Origin of the sequence: Thauera phenolivorans, assembly GCF_001696715.1 — a bacterium.
GTDB lineage: Bacteria > Pseudomonadota > Gammaproteobacteria > Burkholderiales > Rhodocyclaceae > Thauera > Thauera phenolivorans.
Genome location: NZ_MBFM01000001.1, coordinates 478,613 through 493,985 on the forward strand (window position 1 = coordinate 478,613; position 15,373 = coordinate 493,985).

The following is a 15,373-nucleotide window of genomic DNA, read 5'->3' on the forward strand; positions in this document are numbered from 1 at the left end:
CGGACCGCCGGTTGGATGGCGCCGTTTCGGCGGGCTTGCTGGCGGCAGCCTTGCCGGGATTTCTGCTTCTTCTAGTCATTGACAATCTTCTTCTTGAGCTTATAATGCGCGGCTGCTGCCCAGATGGCGGAATTGGTAGACGCGCTAGTTTCAGGTACTAGTGCCGCGAGGCGTGGAGGTTCGAGTCCTCTTCTGGGCACCAGTTTCAAGCAAAGGCCGACCTTGTGTCGGCCTTTTTGTCGTTCACCCCGAACCGCCCAGTGCCCCCCTCGACGCGGCACGCCGCGTAAGCGGCGAGGCCGCCCCGGAGGGCGGCCCCGACGACATGGGCTTCAGGCACCAAAGGGATGGCGACGGAGAATGGTCTCATCGCGTTCCGGACCGGTCGAGATCACGTCGATCGGAATCTCGCAGATCTCCTCGATCCGGTGCAGGTAGGCCCTCGCCTCCTGCGGCAGCGCCTCCCAGCTTTGCGCACCGAAGGTGGTGCCGCGCCAGCCGGCCATGGTCTCGTAGATCGGATCGCAGTCGGCCACGTCCTCGGCGCCCATCGGCAGCAGATCGACCCGCTTGTCGCCGAGCATGTAACCGGTGCACAGCTTCAGCTCCTCGAGGCCGTCGAGCACGTCGAGCTTGGTGATGCACAGGCCGGTGACGCCGTTGATGATGATCGAGCGCTTCAGCGCGGCGAGGTCGAGCCAGCCGCAGCGGCGCTTGCGCCCGGTGACGGTGCCGAACTCACGGCCCTTGGTCGACATCTGCTCGCCCGGCGTGCCGGCGGTCTCGATGTCGAGCTCGGTCGGGAAGGGGCCGCCGCCGACGCGCGTGCAGTAGGCCTTGGTGATGCCGAGCACATAGTGGAGCCGACCCGGGCCGACGCCCGAGCCCGCCGCCGCCTGTCCCGCCACGCAGTTGCTCGAGGTGACGAAGGGATAGGTGCCGTGGTCGATGTCGAGCAGCGTGCCCTGGGCGCCCTCGAACAGCAGCGAGCCGCCCGACTTGTTGATCGCATAGAGCTCGGCGGAGACGTCGGCCACCATCGGCAACAACTCGTCGGCGTCCGCCATCGCCTGGTCGAACATCGCCTGGAAGTCGACCGGCTCGGCGCCGAAGTGCTGCGTCAGGACGAAGTTGTGGTACTCGAGGTTCGCCTTCAGCTTGTCGGCGAAGCGCTCGCGGTCAAGCAGGTCATAGACCCGCAGCGCGCGTCGGGCGATCTTGTCCTCGTAGGTCGGCCCGATGCCCTTGCCGGTGGTGCCGATCTTGTCGCCGGCCGACTTCGCTGCCTCGCGGGCGCGGTCGAGGGCGACGTGGTAGCCGAGGATCAGCGGGCAGCCCGGGCTGATGTGCAGGCGGTCGCGCACCTTGATGCCGCCCTCCTCGAGTGTGCGGATCTCGCTCAGCAGATGATGGGCGTCGAGCACCACGCCGTTGCCGATGAAGCAGGCCACGCCCTCGCGCACGATGCCCGACGGCACCAGGTTGAGCTTGTATTCGGTCTGGCCGATGACCAGGGTGTGGCCGGCGTTGTGGCCACCCTGGAATCGCACCACTCCGCGCGCATGATCGGTCAGCCAGTCAACGATCTTGCCCTTGCCCTCGTCGCCCCACTGGGTGCCGACGACCACGACGTTCTTCGCCATCTAATCACTCTCCCTTTAACGGTTCGACCGTCCATCGGCCGTCCCGCAGCACGAGCTGCCTGTCGCAGCCCGCCTCGTTCCATGTTCCTTCGTGGCCCGGCAATGCCGCGACCACCACCTCACCCTCGGCGCGCAGCGCTGCGACTCGCTGCGCGAGCGCCGCATCGCCCTCGAAGGGAGTCAGGATGCCGCCGCCGGCCGCTTGCCCGGCCTGGTGCGAGACCAACTCGCGAAGGTCCAGGCTGAAGCCGATCGCCGGGCGGGCGCGACCGAAGGCCTCGCCTACGCGATCGTAACGACCGCCGAGCGCCACCGCCGCGGGCGAACCCGCCCCGTAAGCGGCGAAAACCACCCCGCAGTGGTAATGGTAGCCCCGCAGGTCGGCAAGGTCGAAACTGATCGGCAATTCCCGCAGGCTACGGGCGAGCAACTCGAGTTCGTCGAGCGCGGCACGAATCTCCGGTACGCCCGGCAGGCGCGCGGCTGCTTCGACGAGCACCTCGGGACCGCCGTACAGGGCGGGAAGCGCCAGCAGCGCGCTGCGCGCGGGTTCGGCCACATCGGCGACCAGCAGCTCGAGACCGGGCACGTCCTTACGGTGCAGCAGGTCGAACAGCTCCTCGCGGTGCTCGGGCGCCAGCCCCGACTGGTCCGCGAGCGAATGGAAGATGCCGAGATGGCCGATGTCGATGCGGACCGCCGGCACTTCGCCGAGGCGCAGCACCTCGGCGAGCAGGCGCAGGATCTCGAGCTCGGCCTCGATGCCGGCGTGGCCGTAGAGTTCGGCGCCGATCTGCAGCGGCTCGCGGGTCGCGGTGAGGCTGGACGGCAGGGTGTGAAGCACGCTGCCGCAGTAGCACAGGCGCGAGACGCCCTGGCGGTTGAGCAGGTGGGCATCGATACGGGTGACCTGCGGCGTCATGTCGGCGCGAACCCCCATGCTGCGCCCGGAAAGCTGGTCGACCAGCTTGAAGGTGCGCAGCTCCAGGTCGCGGCCTGCGCCGGTCGTGAGCGAATCCAGGTACTCCAGCATCGGCGGGATCACGAGCTGATAGCCGCAGGAACGGAAGGTGTCCAGCAGTCGCCGCCGAAGCGCTTCGATTCGGGCGGCCTCGGACGGCAAGGCGTCCTCGATGTGGTCGGGCAATACCCAGCGCATGGAATGTTCAGCCGAAAAGCAGTTCTTAGGAACTCAGTGAAAAAGGACGAGCAGGACCACGCCCACCAGCATCGAGCTCAGGCCGATGAAACGGATCTGCCCGTCAGCCATGGTGGCCAGACGCAAAAAAGCGTCGCGCCAGGCGGCTGGCGCGACGAAGGGAAGGATGCCTTCGAGCACCAGCATGAGCGCGAAGGCGGTCAGCAGCGAGGACCCGCTCAAGAGCTCAGTTCCTCGCGCCGCCGGAGTCCTTCATGAACTTGAAGAAGTCCGAGCTCGGATCGACCACCAGCATGTCGTCCTTGCCGGCGAAACTGGCACGGTAGGCCTCGAGGCTGCGGTAGAAGGAATAGAAATCGGCGTTCCTACCGAAGGCGTCAGCGTAGATCGCGATCGCCTTGGCGTCACCCTCGCCCTTCGCCTCCTGCGCCGCCCGATAGGCCTCGGCGATGATGATCTCGCGCTGGCGGTCGGCGTCGGCACGGATCTTCTCGGCCGCGGCCGCACCCTCCGAGCGCAACTCGTTGGCGACCCGCTTGCGCTCGGCCTCCATGCGGCGATAGACCGACTCGGACACCTCGGGCAACAGCTCGACCCGCTTCAGCCGGACGTCGACGATCTGCACGCCGATCCGGCGCGCGTCGCGGTCGGCCTTCTCGCGCATCGAGTCCATGATCGCCTCGCGCGCGCCGGAAACCACCTCGTGCATCGTGCGCCGACCGAACTCCTCGCGCAGGCCGGCATTGACCGTCTGCGTCAGGCGGGTGCGCGCGCGCGCCTCGTCGCCGGCGACCGATTCGTAGTAAAGGCGCGGATCGATGATCCGCCACTTCACGAAATGGTCCACCAGCAGGTTCATCTTCTCCGAGGTGATGAAGCGCTCGGGATCGGGCGTATCCAGGGTCAGGATGCGCCGCTCGAAGAAGCGCACGTTCTGGATCAGCGGCAGCTTGAACTTGAGGCCGGGCTCGTCGATCACTTCCTTGACCTCGCCGAGCTGGAACACAACCGCGTACTGGCGCTGGTCAACTGTAAACAAGGACATCGAGGCGATCACGATCGCCAGCAGCAGGGCGCCGCCGAGGAGGGACATCTTGTCGCGCATCAGCGTTCTCCTCTTTCACGGTTGCGCATCAGTTCGCGGTCGCGCGGATCGAAACCGCCCGCCGCCGGGTCGCTCTGCGGCGTCGCCGGCTCCGCCATCGGCTCGGCCGCCGCGGTGCGCGGCGCGCCCGCGGACTGCTGGATCAATTTGTCGAGCGGCAGCATCAGCAGGTTTCCGCTGCCTTTCGCGTCGACCATCACCTTCGATGCGTTGGACATGACTTCCTGCATGGTCTCGAGATACATCCGTTCACGCGTGACATCGGGCGCACGACTGTACTCGGCAAGGATCTGACTGAAACGGCTGGCTTCACCCTCGGCGTTGGCGACGACCCGCTCGCGATAGGCGTTGCCCTCCTCGATCAGACGCGAAGCGGTACCGCGCGCCCGCGGAATCACGTCGTTGGCGTAGGCCTCGCCCTCGTTCTTCTGCCGCTCCTGGTCCTGTCCGGCCTTCACCGCGTCGTCGAACGCGGCCTGCACCTGCTCGGGCGGCTGCGCGTTCTGCATCGTGACGCGGCTGATCATGATGCCGGTCTCGTAACGGTCGAGGATGCGCTGCATCAGCTCGTGCGCGGTCGCGGCGATCTCTTCGCGGCCTTCGTACAGCACGAAGTCCATCGGGCTCTTGCCGACGATCTCGCGCATCGCCGTTTCGGCGGCCTGCCCGACGGATTCGTCCGGGAAGCGGTTGTTGAACACGTAGTTCTCGGGACTGCTCAGCACGTATTGCACCGCGAACTGGATGCTGATGATGTTCTCGTCGTCGGTCAGCATCAGCGACTCGCGCATCACCCTGTTGCGTTCGCTGCCGCGGTAGCCGATCTCGACCGTGCGCACGCCGGTCAGGTCGACGATCTCGTGCGTCTCGAACGGGTAGGGAAGGCGCCAGCGCAGGCCGGGATCGGTGGTTTGAACGTACTTGCCGAGCCGCAGCACGACGCCCCGCTCGTTCGCATCGACGGTGTAGAAGCCGCTCGCCAGCCATACGACGCCGACCAGCGCGGCAAGGGCACCGAGCCCGCCACCGAACTGGCGCGGCGAAAAATCGGGCATGCGCGGACCGGATCCGCCGCCATCGCCGGAGCCGCCGCCTCGCTTGCGCTTGGCGCCGAACAGGCCGGAAAGGCGCTGATTGAAATCGCGCCAGACTTCCTCGAGGTCGGGCGGCCCCTGATTGCCGCCGCGATTGTCGTCGCCGCGCCTGCCGTCGCCGCGATCGCCATCGTTGCCGCCCTGGCTGCCCCAGCGTGGGTCGTTAAGTGACATGAGTAAGCCTGTTATCACGTTTGAATTGGAAGCTCGTCGACCGGACCATCCATCCGTCCGGCATCGTTGGTACGCATCTGGCGCGCCGCTTCGGCCAGAACTTCGCGCAGCAGGTCAAGACCTTCGCCCGTTCTGGCACTCAAAAAAACGCGCCTGATTCTAGCACAGTCACCCCGCTCGACCGCCGGCGCGGCATGGGTGAGGTCGATCTTGTTCCACACCAGGATCTGCTCGACGTCGCCGGCACCGATCTCCGCCAGCACCTCGTTCACCGAAGCGATCTGGGCGTCGCGATCCTCGCTCGCCGAATCGACCACATGGAGCAGGACATCGGCCTGCGCCGTCTCTTCGAGGGTGGCGCGGAAGGCCGCGACCAGCGCATGCGGCAGGTCGCGGATGAAGCCGACCGTGTCCGACAGCACCACGTTCTCGCCATCGACGTAGAGGCGGCGCGAGGTGGTGTCGAGCGTGGCGAAGAGCTGGTCTGCCGCATATGCCCCCGCCTTGGTCAGCGCGTTGAACAGCGTCGACTTGCCCGCGTTGGTGTAACCGACAAGAGAGACAGACAGGACCGAGCGGCGTTCCCTTGCCCTGCGCCTGACCTTGCGCTGCTTTTCCAGCCGCACGAGCTGGAGCTTGAGCAGCTTGACGCGATTGCCGAGCAGCCGGCGGTCGGTCTCGAGCTGCTTCTCGCCCGGCCCGCGCAGGCCGATGCCGCCCTTCTGCCGCTCCAAGTGGGTCCAGCCCCGCACCAGCCGCGTCGAGAGGTGCTCGAGCTGGGCCAGCTCGACCTGCAGCTTGCCCTCGTGGCTGCGCGCACGCTGGGCGAAGATGTCGAGGATCAGTGCGGTGCGGTCGATGACCATGCACTGCAGCTCGCGCTCGAGGTTGCGCTGCTGCCCCGGCGACAGCACGTGATTGAAGATCACGATGTCGCCTTCATGGGCACGCAGCGTCTCGGCGATCTCCTGCACCTTGCCGCGCCCGGCGAACAGCGCCGGGTCGGGCGCGGGTCGACGGCCCTGGACCACCGCCTCCACGCTCGCCCCGGCGCTGGTGACCAGCAGCTTGAGTTCCGACAGGCGCTCGTCGATCGCCCCCTGGCCGAGATCGAGCTGGACGAGCACCGCGCGCTGACCCGATGACGGGCGCTCAAACATCGTCGCGCCCCTGCGCCGGAGACGGCCGGCAGCCGCTGGCGGCGACTATCAGTTGTTGTCCTCGCCGGGGTTCTGCTGCAGCACGACCGGCCGCGCGGGAACGACAGTGGAGATCGCGTGCTTGTAGACCATCTGGGTCACGGTGTTCTTCAGCAGCACCACGTACTGGTCGAAGGATTCGACCTGGCCCTGCAGCTTGATGCCATTGACCAGGTAGATCGAGACCGGGATGTGCTCGCGGCGCAGCGTGTTCAGGAACGGGTCTTGTAGAAGTTGCCCTTTGTTGCTCATTTGTGAAACCTCGTGATCTTCTGATTATGGGAATGTAAAAGATTTCTTGCTGCACCGCCACATGACAGTGTAAGCCGAAACCTCGGTGTGGAACCCGGCCTTCGGCGCCCTGCTCAGCTGCGCGGCGCGAAGGGATTGTGCGATGAACGGTACTGGATCCGCAGCGGCGTGCCCTGCAGTTTGAACGCCTCCATGAAGCAACGTTCGAGGTACCGTGTATAGGATTTCGGGACGTCATCCAGCGCCGTCCCATGGATGACGATGATCGGCGGATTCATCCCCCCCTGATGGGCGTAGCGCAGCTTCGGCCGCGACGCCGCGGTGCGCGGCGGCGCCTGGCGCGCAACCGCCGCCTGCATCGCCCGCGTCAGCTGCGGTGTCGAGAGATTGGCGGTGGCTGCAGCGTAAGCGGCGTCGACCGACTTCAGCAGCGCCGGGATGCCCTCCGCCTTGAGCGCGGACACCGGGAGGAAGCGGGCGAAGGAAAGGAAGGCGAGCTTGCGGTCGATGTCGAGACGCACGCGCTCGCGGCGGTAGTCGTCCACCGCGTCCCACTTGTTGATCGCCACCACCAGCGCACGCCCGGTCTCGAGCACGAAGCCGGCGATGTGGGCGTCCTGATCGGAGATGTCCTGCGCCGCATCGAGCACGAGGACGACCACGTTGGCCTGCTCGACCGCCTGCAGGGTCTTGATCACCGAGAACTTCTCGACCGCCTCGAAGACCTTGCCGCGCCGGCGCAGACCGGCGGTGTCGATCAGGGTATATCGCTTGCCGCCACGCTCGAAGGGGATGGCGATCGCATCGCGGGTGGTGCCCGGCAGGTCGAAGGCGATCACCCGCTCCTCACCGAGCAGGGTGTTGACCAGGGTCGACTTGCCGACGTTGGGACGACCGACGATCGCCACCCGCGGTCCTTCGTCGCTGCGGTCTTCGTTCTCATCGGCGACCGGGAACGACGCGAGCGCGAGTTCGAGCACCTGCCGGACGCCGTCGCCATGCGCTGCCGACACCGCGAGCGGATCGCCGAGCCCGAGGGCGTGGAAATCCGCGGCGACCATCGCCCGATCGAGGCCCTCGGCCTTGTTGACGACCAGCAGCACCGGTCGGCCGGCGCGCCGCAGGCGGGCGGCGATCTGCTCGTCGTGCGGGGTGCGCCCGGCGCGACCATCGACCAGGAACAGCAGGATGTCGGCCTCGGCGATCGCCTGCTCCGCCTGGCGGGCCATCTCGTGCATGATCCCGTCCTTGGCGACGGGATCGAAGCCGGCGGTGTCGACCACCAGGTAGTCGCGGTCGCCGCCGCGGCCGATGCCGTAGTGGCGATCGCGGGTCAGGCCCGGCTGGTCGGCCACGAGCGCGTCGCGCGTGCGGGTAAGACGGTTGAACAGGGTCGACTTGCCCACGTTGGGGCGGCCGACCAGGACGATGGTGGGTATCACGTTGTCGTATCCGGCTCAGCGGGCTTCATAGGCGACGATTTCGCCGTCGCGCGACTGGACGACGAAACCCCGTCCGTAGGCCTGGGGGTCGGCGACGATGGCGCTGTCGTCGGCGCGCGCGCGCGCGGCGAAGGCCCCCGACTCGCGTTCGAGCAGATGGACGTAGCCTTCGGCGTCGGCGACCACCACGTAGTCGTCGACGATCAGCGGCCGCGAGACACCGCGCCGCGCCATCGCGTCCTGCTTCCACACGCTCGCGCCGCTGTAGGCGTCGAGCGCCTGCACCGCGTCGCGGTCGTCGGTGACGACGACGTAGCGCGCATCGCGGTCGAGGCCGACGCTGCTCGAGAGCTCGCGCGCCCACAGCGCATTGCCGTTACTCGCATCGAAACAGGCGGCGCGCCCCTGGTAGGTCACCGCGCACACCTCACGCCGGCTCACCACCGGGGTGCCGGCGACGTCGGCCACGCGCTCGAGTTCGGTCGCGCCGCGCGGCAGCGACACCGTCAGTTCCCACAGGGCGCCGCCGTTCTCGAGGCTCAGCGCGACCAGCTTGCCGCCGGGGAAGCCGGCGAGCGCCACCCCCCCCTCGAGCACGACGCCGGCGAAGCTGCGCAGCGCGAGCGGCGGGTTGGCGCGCTGGTAGACCCAGCGCCGGCTGCCGTCGGCGGCCGACAGCGCGATCAGCCGCTGATCGGACGCGCGCACGACGACGATGTCGCCGCTGACCGCCGGCGCCGCCAGCACCTCGGCACCGATCGGGCTGCGCCAGCGTTCGCCGCCCTCGCGGGCGTCATAGGCGATGACCGTGCCGTCGGTGGCGACCACCACCGCGAGGCGGCCGTCGGTGCCGACGCCCGCGGACAGCGGGATGTCGGCGTCGGCCCGCCACACCGCGCCGCCCGACTCGAAGCGGGCGACCTCGCCGTCGCGCGCGGCCGCATAGACGGCGTCGCCCGCCACCGCCGGCTTGAAGACGTAGCTGCCGGCCTTGCCGAGATCGGCGCGCCACAGCTCAACCAGCTCGGCGCTCGGACGGAATTCAGCCAGCGGCGCAGGCTCGTTGCCGCTGCTGGCAAAGGGGTTCAGCGAGGAACAACCGGTCAGCAGCGCAAACACGGCGGCCACGGGAAGCACACGCAGGGAAGACAGCTTCATCGCTCAGGATTCCAGGGATTCGAGTTTCACGCGGATCACTTCGCGCAGCATGACCGCCTGCTCGCCGCCGCTCGCGAGGGCGTCCACCGCCGCCTGGTAGGCCGCACGCGCCTCGGCCGGCTTGCCCTGGGCGGCGAGCACGTCGCCGCGCAGGTCGTCGAAGCGCGGCTGGTTGCCCTCCACCTTCGCGCCCTGCAGGCGGGCCAGCGCATCGTCATGGGCGCCCTGCTGCAGCAGCACCGCCGCGAGGCGCAGGCGGGCGAGATCCGCGAGCGCGGGATCCCTGCCCTGCTCGGCGGCCCATTCGAGCTGGGAGCGGGCATTGTCCAGCTCACCCGCCTCGAACTGCACGCCGGCCGAGGTCAGCGCGGCGAGCTGGGCGTACACGCTGCCGCCATGTTGCCCGATCAGCGCACCTGCAGCCTCTCGCACCTTCTTCGGATCGTCGGCTTCGGCGGCCTGCTGCACCGCGTAATAAAGCGCGCCGGCCTCAGTCGCCTGGCGGTTCTGGTACCACTGCCAGCCCTGCCAGCCTACCGAGACGAGCGCGGCGACGACGGCCAGCGTCGTGATCCACTTGCCGTTCTGTGCCCACCAGGCCTTGAGCTCGGATATCTGTTCCTGTTCCTCGAGGTCATAAACCGCCATCGTCAGTCCCCTGTTCGCCGTTCTGTTCGCTGTAAAGCAGTACCGCCATCGCCTCGGGCAGGTCGGCGAGCGCGACGCGCTGCTGTCCGCCCGGGCCGCGCAGCGGCTTGAGTCCCACCTCGCCGGCGAGCGCCTCGTCCTCGCCGATCACCACCGCCACCGCGGCGCCCGAGGCGTCTGCCTTCTTCATCTGCGCCTTGAAGCTGCCACCGCCGCAGTGCAGGACGGCGGCAAACCCATGCTCGCGCAAGGCCTCGGCGGCGCGGAAGGCGAGCCGCTGGGCCACGTCGCCCACGTGCACCACATAGGTATCCGGCGCCGCACGCTCGGCCTCCCCGCCGCATTCGCGCCACAGCAGCAGCAGACGCTCGATGCCCATCGCGAAGCCTGCCGCGGGCTGCGGCTTGCCGCCGAGCTGCTCGACCAGGCCGTCGTAGCGGCCGCCGGCGCAGATCGTGCCCTGTGCCCCGAGCCGGGTCGTGACCCACTCGAACACGGTGCGATTGTAGTAGTCGAGTCCGCGCACCAGCCGATGGTTGATGCGGAACGGGATGCCCGCATCCTTGAGGAAGACCTGCACCCCCTCGAAATGCGCGCGCGACGCCTCGCCGAGGAAGTCGGCCAGGCGCGGCGCCGCCTCCACGATCGGCTGCAGCAGCGGGTTCTTGGTGTCGAGGATGCGCAGCGGGTTGGTGTGCAGCCGCCGCTTGCCGTCCTCGTCGAGCTGGTCCCGGTGCTGCTCGAGGTAGGCGATCAGCGCCGCCCGGTGCGCCGCTCGCTCCTCGGCCGAGCCGAGCGAATTGAGCTCGAGCGCGACATCCTCGAGGCCGAGGTCCTCCCAAAGCCGGGCGCACATCATGATCAGCTCGGCGTCGGCGTCGGGGCCAGCGAAGCCGAGCGCCTCCACGCCGATCTGGTGGAACTGACGGTAGCGGCCCTTCTGCGGGCGCTCGTGGCGGAACATCGGGCCGTAGTAGTACAGGCGCTGCGGCCCGCCGGCGGCCACCAGGTTGTGCTGGATCGCGGCGCGCACGCAGGAGGCGGTGCCTTCCGGGCGCAGCGTGAGCGACTCGCCGTTGAGCGCGTCCTCGAAGGAGTACATCTCCTTCTCGACGATGTCGGTGACTTCGCCGATCGCACGCTTGAACAGCGGCGTCGGCTCGACGATCGGCGTGCGGATCGGCCGGTAGCCGTAGCTCGCGAGCCAGTCGCGCACGATGTCCTCGAAGTATTCCCAGGTTTCGGCGTCGTCGGGCAGGATGTCGTTCATCCCGCGTACGGCCTGCAGTGTGTGACTCATGCGGTCGCTTCTTTCTCTTTCGCGCGCCGGCCTCAGCCGGCCTTCTTCGTATATCGGGTGGCGATGTAGTCGTCGACGATCGCCTTGAATTCGGCGGCGATGTTCTCGCCACGCAGGGTCACGGTCTTCTCGCCATCGACATAGACCGGCGCCGCCGGGGTTTCGCCGGTGCCCGGCAGCGAGATGCCGATGTTGGCGTGCTTGCTCTCGCCCGGGCCGTTGACCACGCAGCCCATCACCGCCAGCGTCATGTTCTCGACGCCGTCGTACTGCTCGCGCCACACCGGCATCTGTTCGCGCACGTAGCGCTGGATGCCGTCGGCGAGTTCCTGGAAGAAGGTGCTGGTGGTACGGCCGCAGCCCGGGCAGGCGGTGACCATCGGCGTGAACGCACGCAGGCCCATGGTCTGCAGGATCTCCTGCGCCACCACCACTTCCTGGGTGCGGCTGCCGCCCGGCTCGGGGGTGAGCGAGATACGGATCGTGTCGCCGATGCCCTCCTGCAGCAGCACGCCGAGCGCCGCGGTGGAGGCGACGATGCCCTTGCTGCCCATGCCAGCCTCGGTGAGGCCGAGATGCAGCGGATAGTCGCAGCGGCGCGCCATGTCGCGATACACCGCGATCAGGTCCTGCACGCTGGAGACCTTGGCCGACAGGATGATGCGATCGCCCGCCAGGCCGTACTCCTCGGCCTTCGCCGCCGACTCGAGCGCCGACACTACCAGTGCCTCGCGCATCACCGCACCGGCATCGCGCGGCTCGGCGAGCTTGGCGTTGGCGTCCATGATGCGGGCGAGCACCGACGGGTCGAGGCTGCCCCAGTTGACGCCGATGCGCACCGGCTTGTCGTACTTGCAGGCGATATCGACGATCGCGGCGAACTGCGGATCGCGCTTGCTGCCGGCGCCCACGTTGCCCGGGTTGATCCGCAGCTTGGCGAGCGCTTCGGCACAGGCCGGATGGTTCGCCAGCAGGGTGTGGCCGTTGTAGTGAAAGTCGCCCACCAGCGGCACATCGAGGTTGAGCGCGAGGAGGCGGTCGCGAATGTGGGGCACGGCCTTCGCCGCCGCCTCGTTATTCACCGTGATCCGTACCAGCTCGGAGCCGGCGCGCGCCAGCTCGGCGACCTGCATCGCGGTGCCGAGCACGTCGGCGGTGTCGGTGTTGGTCATCGACTGCACCACCACCGGCGCCTCGGAACCGACGCGGACGCCGCCGACCTCGACCTGGCGCGAGCGCCGGCGCGGCATCGGCGCCGCGGAAAAAAGCTCTTGCGTCATTTCAATTCACCGTCAAGCGGGCAATCGAGCCGCGGATGTGGGGTACGAGATCGACCGGGGTTCCACCATGCTCGAGGCGGACCGCACGCGCATTGCCGACCACCAGTGCGAACGGCGCCTGCCCCTGCACGGTGCGCGTGGTACCCGGCTGGTTGGTGCCGGCGTAGATGATCCGCCCGGAGGCGTCGCGCACTTCGATCCAGGACTGCGTGTCGAAGCCGAACACCAGGCGACCGGTAGCCTCCGCCGGCTCGGCCGCGGCGGGCGACGCGTCCGGCGCCGGCGCGGCGGCCTCGGTGGGCACGGACGCTTCCGCCGCCGCCTCGCCTTCGACGGTCGGCGGCATCTCGGCGTCAGGCGTCGACGAGACCGGCGCGGGCTCGGCGGCCGGCGCCATGATCGCCTGCGGCACCGGCGTCTCGATCACCTGCGGCTGGATCCGGAGTTGCTGCGCCTGCGGCTCGGCGACCACCGGCAGCGAGGGTGTGGTCTCGAACCCGTCGAAATACCAGCCAAGCAGCAGGGCCGCGACCAACACGCCGGCGAGCAGCGCCGCCGCGCCGGCGCTCTTGCGCGCGCGCCGCCGGCCCGCTGCGGAAGGCAGGTCACCATCGGCATTCGTGACCGGCGACAGATCGACGCGCAGCCGCTCGAGCCCCGCCGAGGTGTCGGCGACCAGCGGATCGGGATCGAGGTTCAGGTAGCGTGCGTAGTTGCGCATGAACCCGCGCACGAAGGCCGGCCCCGGCAACGCGTCGTAGTCCCCGCGCTCGAGCGCGTCGACCTGGCGCGGCGCCAGCTTCAGCGCCCGCGCCACCTCGGCGATGCTGTCACCACGACGCTCGCGCGCCTGGCGCAACCGGACGCCGGGCGCGGACGGCGTGCCGCCATCCGCCGGCACGCCGCTCGATTCGGACTGCATGCTGCTCACTCGTATCTTCCTTGCATCATCTGTTCGTATTCCGGCGAGGTCGCGAAGCGACTGCGCAGCTGGGCCTCGTAGCTTTCCCGCGCATCGGCGTTGCCGAGCCGACGCTCGGTGCGCGCGCCGAGCCAGACCGAGCCCGCGGTCAGGCCGATCTGCTGGTGCAGGCGCACCAGCTGGCCGCGTGCCGCGGCGTAGTCGCCACGCCGGTACGCGATCGCGGCGAGCCGGTACATCGCCTCGCCGTTGCGCGAATCCGCCTGCAGCGCGCGCTGGAACTGGACCTCGGCCGCCGCATCATTGCCGAGCCGTTCATGGCACAGGCCGGCGTTCGTCAGCGGCCGCGCCTGGTAGCGGTAATAGGGGTTGCGCGCCGCGAGCTCGAGCCGCTCGAGCCCGTCCTGCTCGCGCCCCTGCGAACACAGGAACCAGCCGTAACTGTTGTTGAAATCGGGATCGCCCGGCGCCTGCCGAAGCGCCGCCTCGAAGTTCGACTGCGCCGCAGCATGTTCGCCGATCACCATGTAGACCAGGCCCTTCAGATGATGGGCCGGGCCGTAGCCAGGCAGTTCGGCGAGCGCGATCGCGGCCTCGTCGAGCGCGACATCGTTGCGGCCGATCTCGAAATACGCCATGCCGAGGTCGACATGGACCCGCGCCCGCCGCTCCTGGTCGGTGGCGGGCGCCGCATCGGCGAGCGGACGGCTCACCGGGCCGCCCGGGGCGGTGGGGACGCCCGCGCAGCCAGCGGCGAGCGCAGCGGCCAGGGCGAGCGTTAACGCCAGCCTGCGCTTCATTGATCGTTCTCCATTGCTTGCTTCAGACGGATCGTGCGCCGGGTCTTGTCTTGCACCTGGCCGGCGAGCTGACCGCAGGCGGCATCCACGTCGTCGCCCCGCGTCTTGCGCGTGGTGGTGACGAGCCCGGCCTCGAGCAGGATACCCGCAAAGCGGCGGATGCGTTCCGCCGGCGAGCGCTCGAAGCCCGAGTTCGGGAAGGGGTTGAAAGGGATCAGGTTGAACTTGCACGGCGTGTCGCGCACGAGGGCGACGAGCTCGCGCGCATGTGCGTCGCCGTCGTTGATGCCGTCGAGCATCACATACTCGAAGGTGACGAAATCGCGCGGCGCGCGCTCGAGGTAGCGCTGGCAGGCCGCCATCAATTCACGCAGCGGGTATTTCTGGTTGATCGGCACGAGGCGGTCGCGCAGGGCGTCGTTCGACGCGTGCAGCGACACCGCGAGCGCGACCGGGCACTCCTCGCGCAGGCGATCCATCGCCGGCACGATGCCCGAGGTCGACACGGTGACGCGACGGCGCGACAGGCCGTAGGCATGGTCGTCGAGCATCAGGCGCAGCGCGACGACGACGTTGTCGAAGTTCGCGAGCGGCTCGCCCATGCCCATCATCACTACGTTGCTGATGATGCGGCCGTTGTCCTTTTCGCCCGCTTCGAGGTCCGTTGCTGCATCACGGGCCGCGCCCAACAGCTTGTTTGCCAGCCACAGCTGACCGATGATCTCGGCCGCCGACAGGTTGCGGTTGAAGCCCTGCTTGCCGGTGGAACAGAAGGCGCAGTCGAGCGCACAGCCGGCCTGCGAGGACACGCACAGGGTGCCGCGGTTGGTTTCAGGGATGAACACGGTCTCGACCGCGTTGGCGTTGCCCACATCGAGCAGCCACTTGCGCGTGCCGTCGGCCGAGATCGAGTCGCGCACCGGCAGCGGCGGACGGATCACCGCGATCTCCTTGAGCCGGGCGCGCAGCGACTTGGCGACGTCGGTCATGGCGTCGAAGTCGTCGCAGCCCTCGTGATGCATCCAGCGCATCACCTGGCGGGCGCGGAACGGCTTCTCGCCCAACCCGGCGAACCAGGCGACGAGGCCGTCGACATCGAAATCGAGCAGATTGACCGGTGTGCTCATGCCTGAAACTTCATCCTTTCCCACATTCCCTCCAAGGTAAACGGCCCGGCCGCGCCGGTGCGGTGGAAAC

Annotated in this window: 15 protein-coding genes and 1 tRNA gene; 1 reads left to right on the forward strand and 15 read right to left on the reverse strand. The window is 68.4% G+C overall.

What is annotated here, in order from left to right:
• The first annotated feature begins 117 nt into the window (after positions 1-117).
• A tRNA-Leu gene (locus BB334_RS02225) sits at positions 118-202 on the forward strand.
• Positions 203-332: 130 nt separating this feature from the next.
• Here the strand turns inward: BB334_RS02225 and BB334_RS02230 are convergent.
• From BB334_RS02230 to rlmN, 15 genes are all read right to left on the reverse strand, one after another.
• Entirely contained in the window at positions 333-1,643 is a 1,311-nt protein-coding gene (locus BB334_RS02230) for an adenylosuccinate synthase (RefSeq protein ID WP_068803877.1), read from the reverse strand.
• Between the two features lie 4 nt (positions 1,644-1,647).
• Positions 1,648-2,802, reverse strand: coding sequence for an ATP phosphoribosyltransferase regulatory subunit (locus BB334_RS02235; protein WP_068803879.1), 1,155 nt, complete (start codon positions 2,800-2,802; stop codon positions 1,648-1,650).
• A gap of 33 nt (positions 2,803-2,835) precedes the next feature.
• Positions 2,836-3,024 (reverse strand): DUF2065 domain-containing protein, encoded by a 189-nt coding sequence (locus BB334_RS02240; protein WP_269798984.1) that lies wholly within the window; start codon positions 3,022-3,024, stop codon positions 2,836-2,838.
• 4 nt (positions 3,025-3,028) lie between these two features.
• A complete protein-coding gene (gene hflC, locus BB334_RS02245) occupies positions 3,029-3,907 on the reverse strand; it encodes a protease modulator HflC (RefSeq protein ID WP_068803881.1) in 879 nt (292 codons plus the stop codon).
• Entirely contained in the window at positions 3,907-5,175 is a 1,269-nt protein-coding gene (hflK, locus tag BB334_RS02250) for an FtsH protease activity modulator HflK (protein ID WP_068803883.1), read from the reverse strand. The genes hflC and hflK overlap by 1 nt, the downstream gene beginning before the upstream one ends.
• A gap of 14 nt (positions 5,176-5,189) precedes the next feature.
• Positions 5,190-6,335, reverse strand: a complete 1,146-nt coding sequence (gene hflX, locus BB334_RS02255; protein ID WP_068803885.1) for a GTPase HflX — start codon at positions 6,333-6,335, stop codon at positions 5,190-5,192.
• Positions 6,336-6,383: 48 nt separating this feature from the next.
• Positions 6,384-6,626, reverse strand: coding sequence for an RNA chaperone Hfq (gene hfq / locus BB334_RS02260; RefSeq protein ID WP_068803887.1), 243 nt, complete (start codon positions 6,624-6,626; stop codon positions 6,384-6,386).
• A gap of 113 nt (positions 6,627-6,739) precedes the next feature.
• On the reverse strand, positions 6,740-8,068 hold the full coding sequence (gene der, locus BB334_RS02265; protein WP_068803889.1) for a ribosome biogenesis GTPase Der: 1,329 nt from the start codon (positions 8,066-8,068) through the stop codon (positions 6,740-6,742).
• Positions 8,069-8,083: 15 nt separating this feature from the next.
• Positions 8,084-9,226 carry an outer membrane protein assembly factor BamB gene (bamB, locus tag BB334_RS02270; RefSeq protein ID WP_068803891.1) on the reverse strand — a complete coding sequence of 381 codons (1,143 nt, stop codon included), beginning with the start codon at positions 9,224-9,226 and terminating at the stop codon, positions 8,084-8,086.
• A 3-nt stretch (positions 9,227-9,229) separates the two neighbouring features.
• Complete coding sequence (locus BB334_RS02275; RefSeq protein WP_068803893.1) at positions 9,230-9,874, reverse strand: YfgM family protein; 645 nt, start codon at positions 9,872-9,874, stop codon at positions 9,230-9,232.
• Positions 9,861-11,174, reverse strand: coding sequence for a histidine--tRNA ligase (gene hisS, locus BB334_RS02280; protein WP_068803895.1), 1,314 nt, complete (start codon positions 11,172-11,174; stop codon positions 9,861-9,863). The genes BB334_RS02275 and hisS overlap by 14 nt, the downstream gene beginning before the upstream one ends.
• A gap of 32 nt (positions 11,175-11,206) precedes the next feature.
• Positions 11,207-12,454: a flavodoxin-dependent (E)-4-hydroxy-3-methylbut-2-enyl-diphosphate synthase gene (ispG, locus tag BB334_RS02285; protein WP_068803898.1), complete on the reverse strand. Its 1,248-nt coding sequence runs from the start codon at positions 12,452-12,454 to the stop codon at positions 11,207-11,209.
• A 1-nt stretch (position 12,455) separates the two neighbouring features.
• Positions 12,456-13,376 (reverse strand): helix-turn-helix domain-containing protein, encoded by a 921-nt coding sequence (locus tag BB334_RS02290; RefSeq protein WP_088179144.1) that lies wholly within the window; start codon positions 13,374-13,376, stop codon positions 12,456-12,458.
• A 5-nt stretch (positions 13,377-13,381) separates the two neighbouring features.
• Complete coding sequence (gene pilW, locus BB334_RS02295) at positions 13,382-14,176, reverse strand: type IV pilus biogenesis/stability protein PilW (RefSeq protein ID WP_068803902.1); 795 nt, start codon at positions 14,174-14,176, stop codon at positions 13,382-13,384.
• A complete protein-coding gene (gene rlmN / locus BB334_RS02300; RefSeq protein ID WP_068804426.1) occupies positions 14,173-15,303 on the reverse strand; it encodes a 23S rRNA (adenine(2503)-C(2))-methyltransferase RlmN in 1,131 nt (376 codons plus the stop codon). Before rlmN ends, pilW begins: the two co-directional genes overlap by 4 nt.
• Between the last annotated feature and the right edge of the window lie 70 nt (positions 15,304-15,373).

Bases quoted from the DNA above. Each gene is read 5' to 3' on its own strand.
- hfq (WP_068803887.1), bottom strand. From the start codon at position 6,626: ATGAGCAACAAAGGGCAACTTCTACAAGACCCGTTCCTGAACACGCTG.
- ispG (WP_068803898.1), bottom strand. From the start codon at position 12,454: ATGACGCAAGAGCTTTTTTCCGCGGCGCCGATGCCGCGCCGGCGCTCG.
- pilW (WP_068803902.1), bottom strand. From the start codon at position 14,176: ATGAAGCGCAGGCTGGCGTTAACGCTCGCCCTGGCCGCTGCGCTCGCC.
- hflK (WP_068803883.1), bottom strand. From the start codon at position 5,175: ATGTCACTTAACGACCCACGCTGGGGCAGCCAGGGCGGCAACGATGGC.
- BB334_RS02290 (WP_088179144.1), bottom strand. From the start codon at position 13,376: ATGCAGTCCGAATCGAGCGGCGTGCCGGCGGATGGCGGCACGCCGTCC.
- BB334_RS02275 (WP_068803893.1), bottom strand. From the start codon at position 9,874: ATGGCGGTTTATGACCTCGAGGAACAGGAACAGATATCCGAGCTCAAG.
- hflX (WP_068803885.1), bottom strand. From the start codon at position 6,335: ATGTTTGAGCGCCCGTCATCGGGTCAGCGCGCGGTGCTCGTCCAGCTC.
- hisS (WP_068803895.1), bottom strand. From the start codon at position 11,174: ATGAGTCACACACTGCAGGCCGTACGCGGGATGAACGACATCCTGCCC.
- rlmN (WP_068804426.1), bottom strand. From the start codon at position 15,303: ATGAGCACACCGGTCAATCTGCTCGATTTCGATGTCGACGGCCTCGTC.
- BB334_RS02230 (WP_068803877.1), bottom strand. From the start codon at position 1,643: ATGGCGAAGAACGTCGTGGTCGTCGGCACCCAGTGGGGCGACGAGGGC.
- hflC (WP_068803881.1), bottom strand. From the start codon at position 3,907: ATGCGCGACAAGATGTCCCTCCTCGGCGGCGCCCTGCTGCTGGCGATC.
- BB334_RS02235 (WP_068803879.1), bottom strand. From the start codon at position 2,802: ATGCGCTGGGTATTGCCCGACCACATCGAGGACGCCTTGCCGTCCGAG.
- bamB (WP_068803891.1), bottom strand. From the start codon at position 9,226: ATGAAGCTGTCTTCCCTGCGTGTGCTTCCCGTGGCCGCCGTGTTTGCG.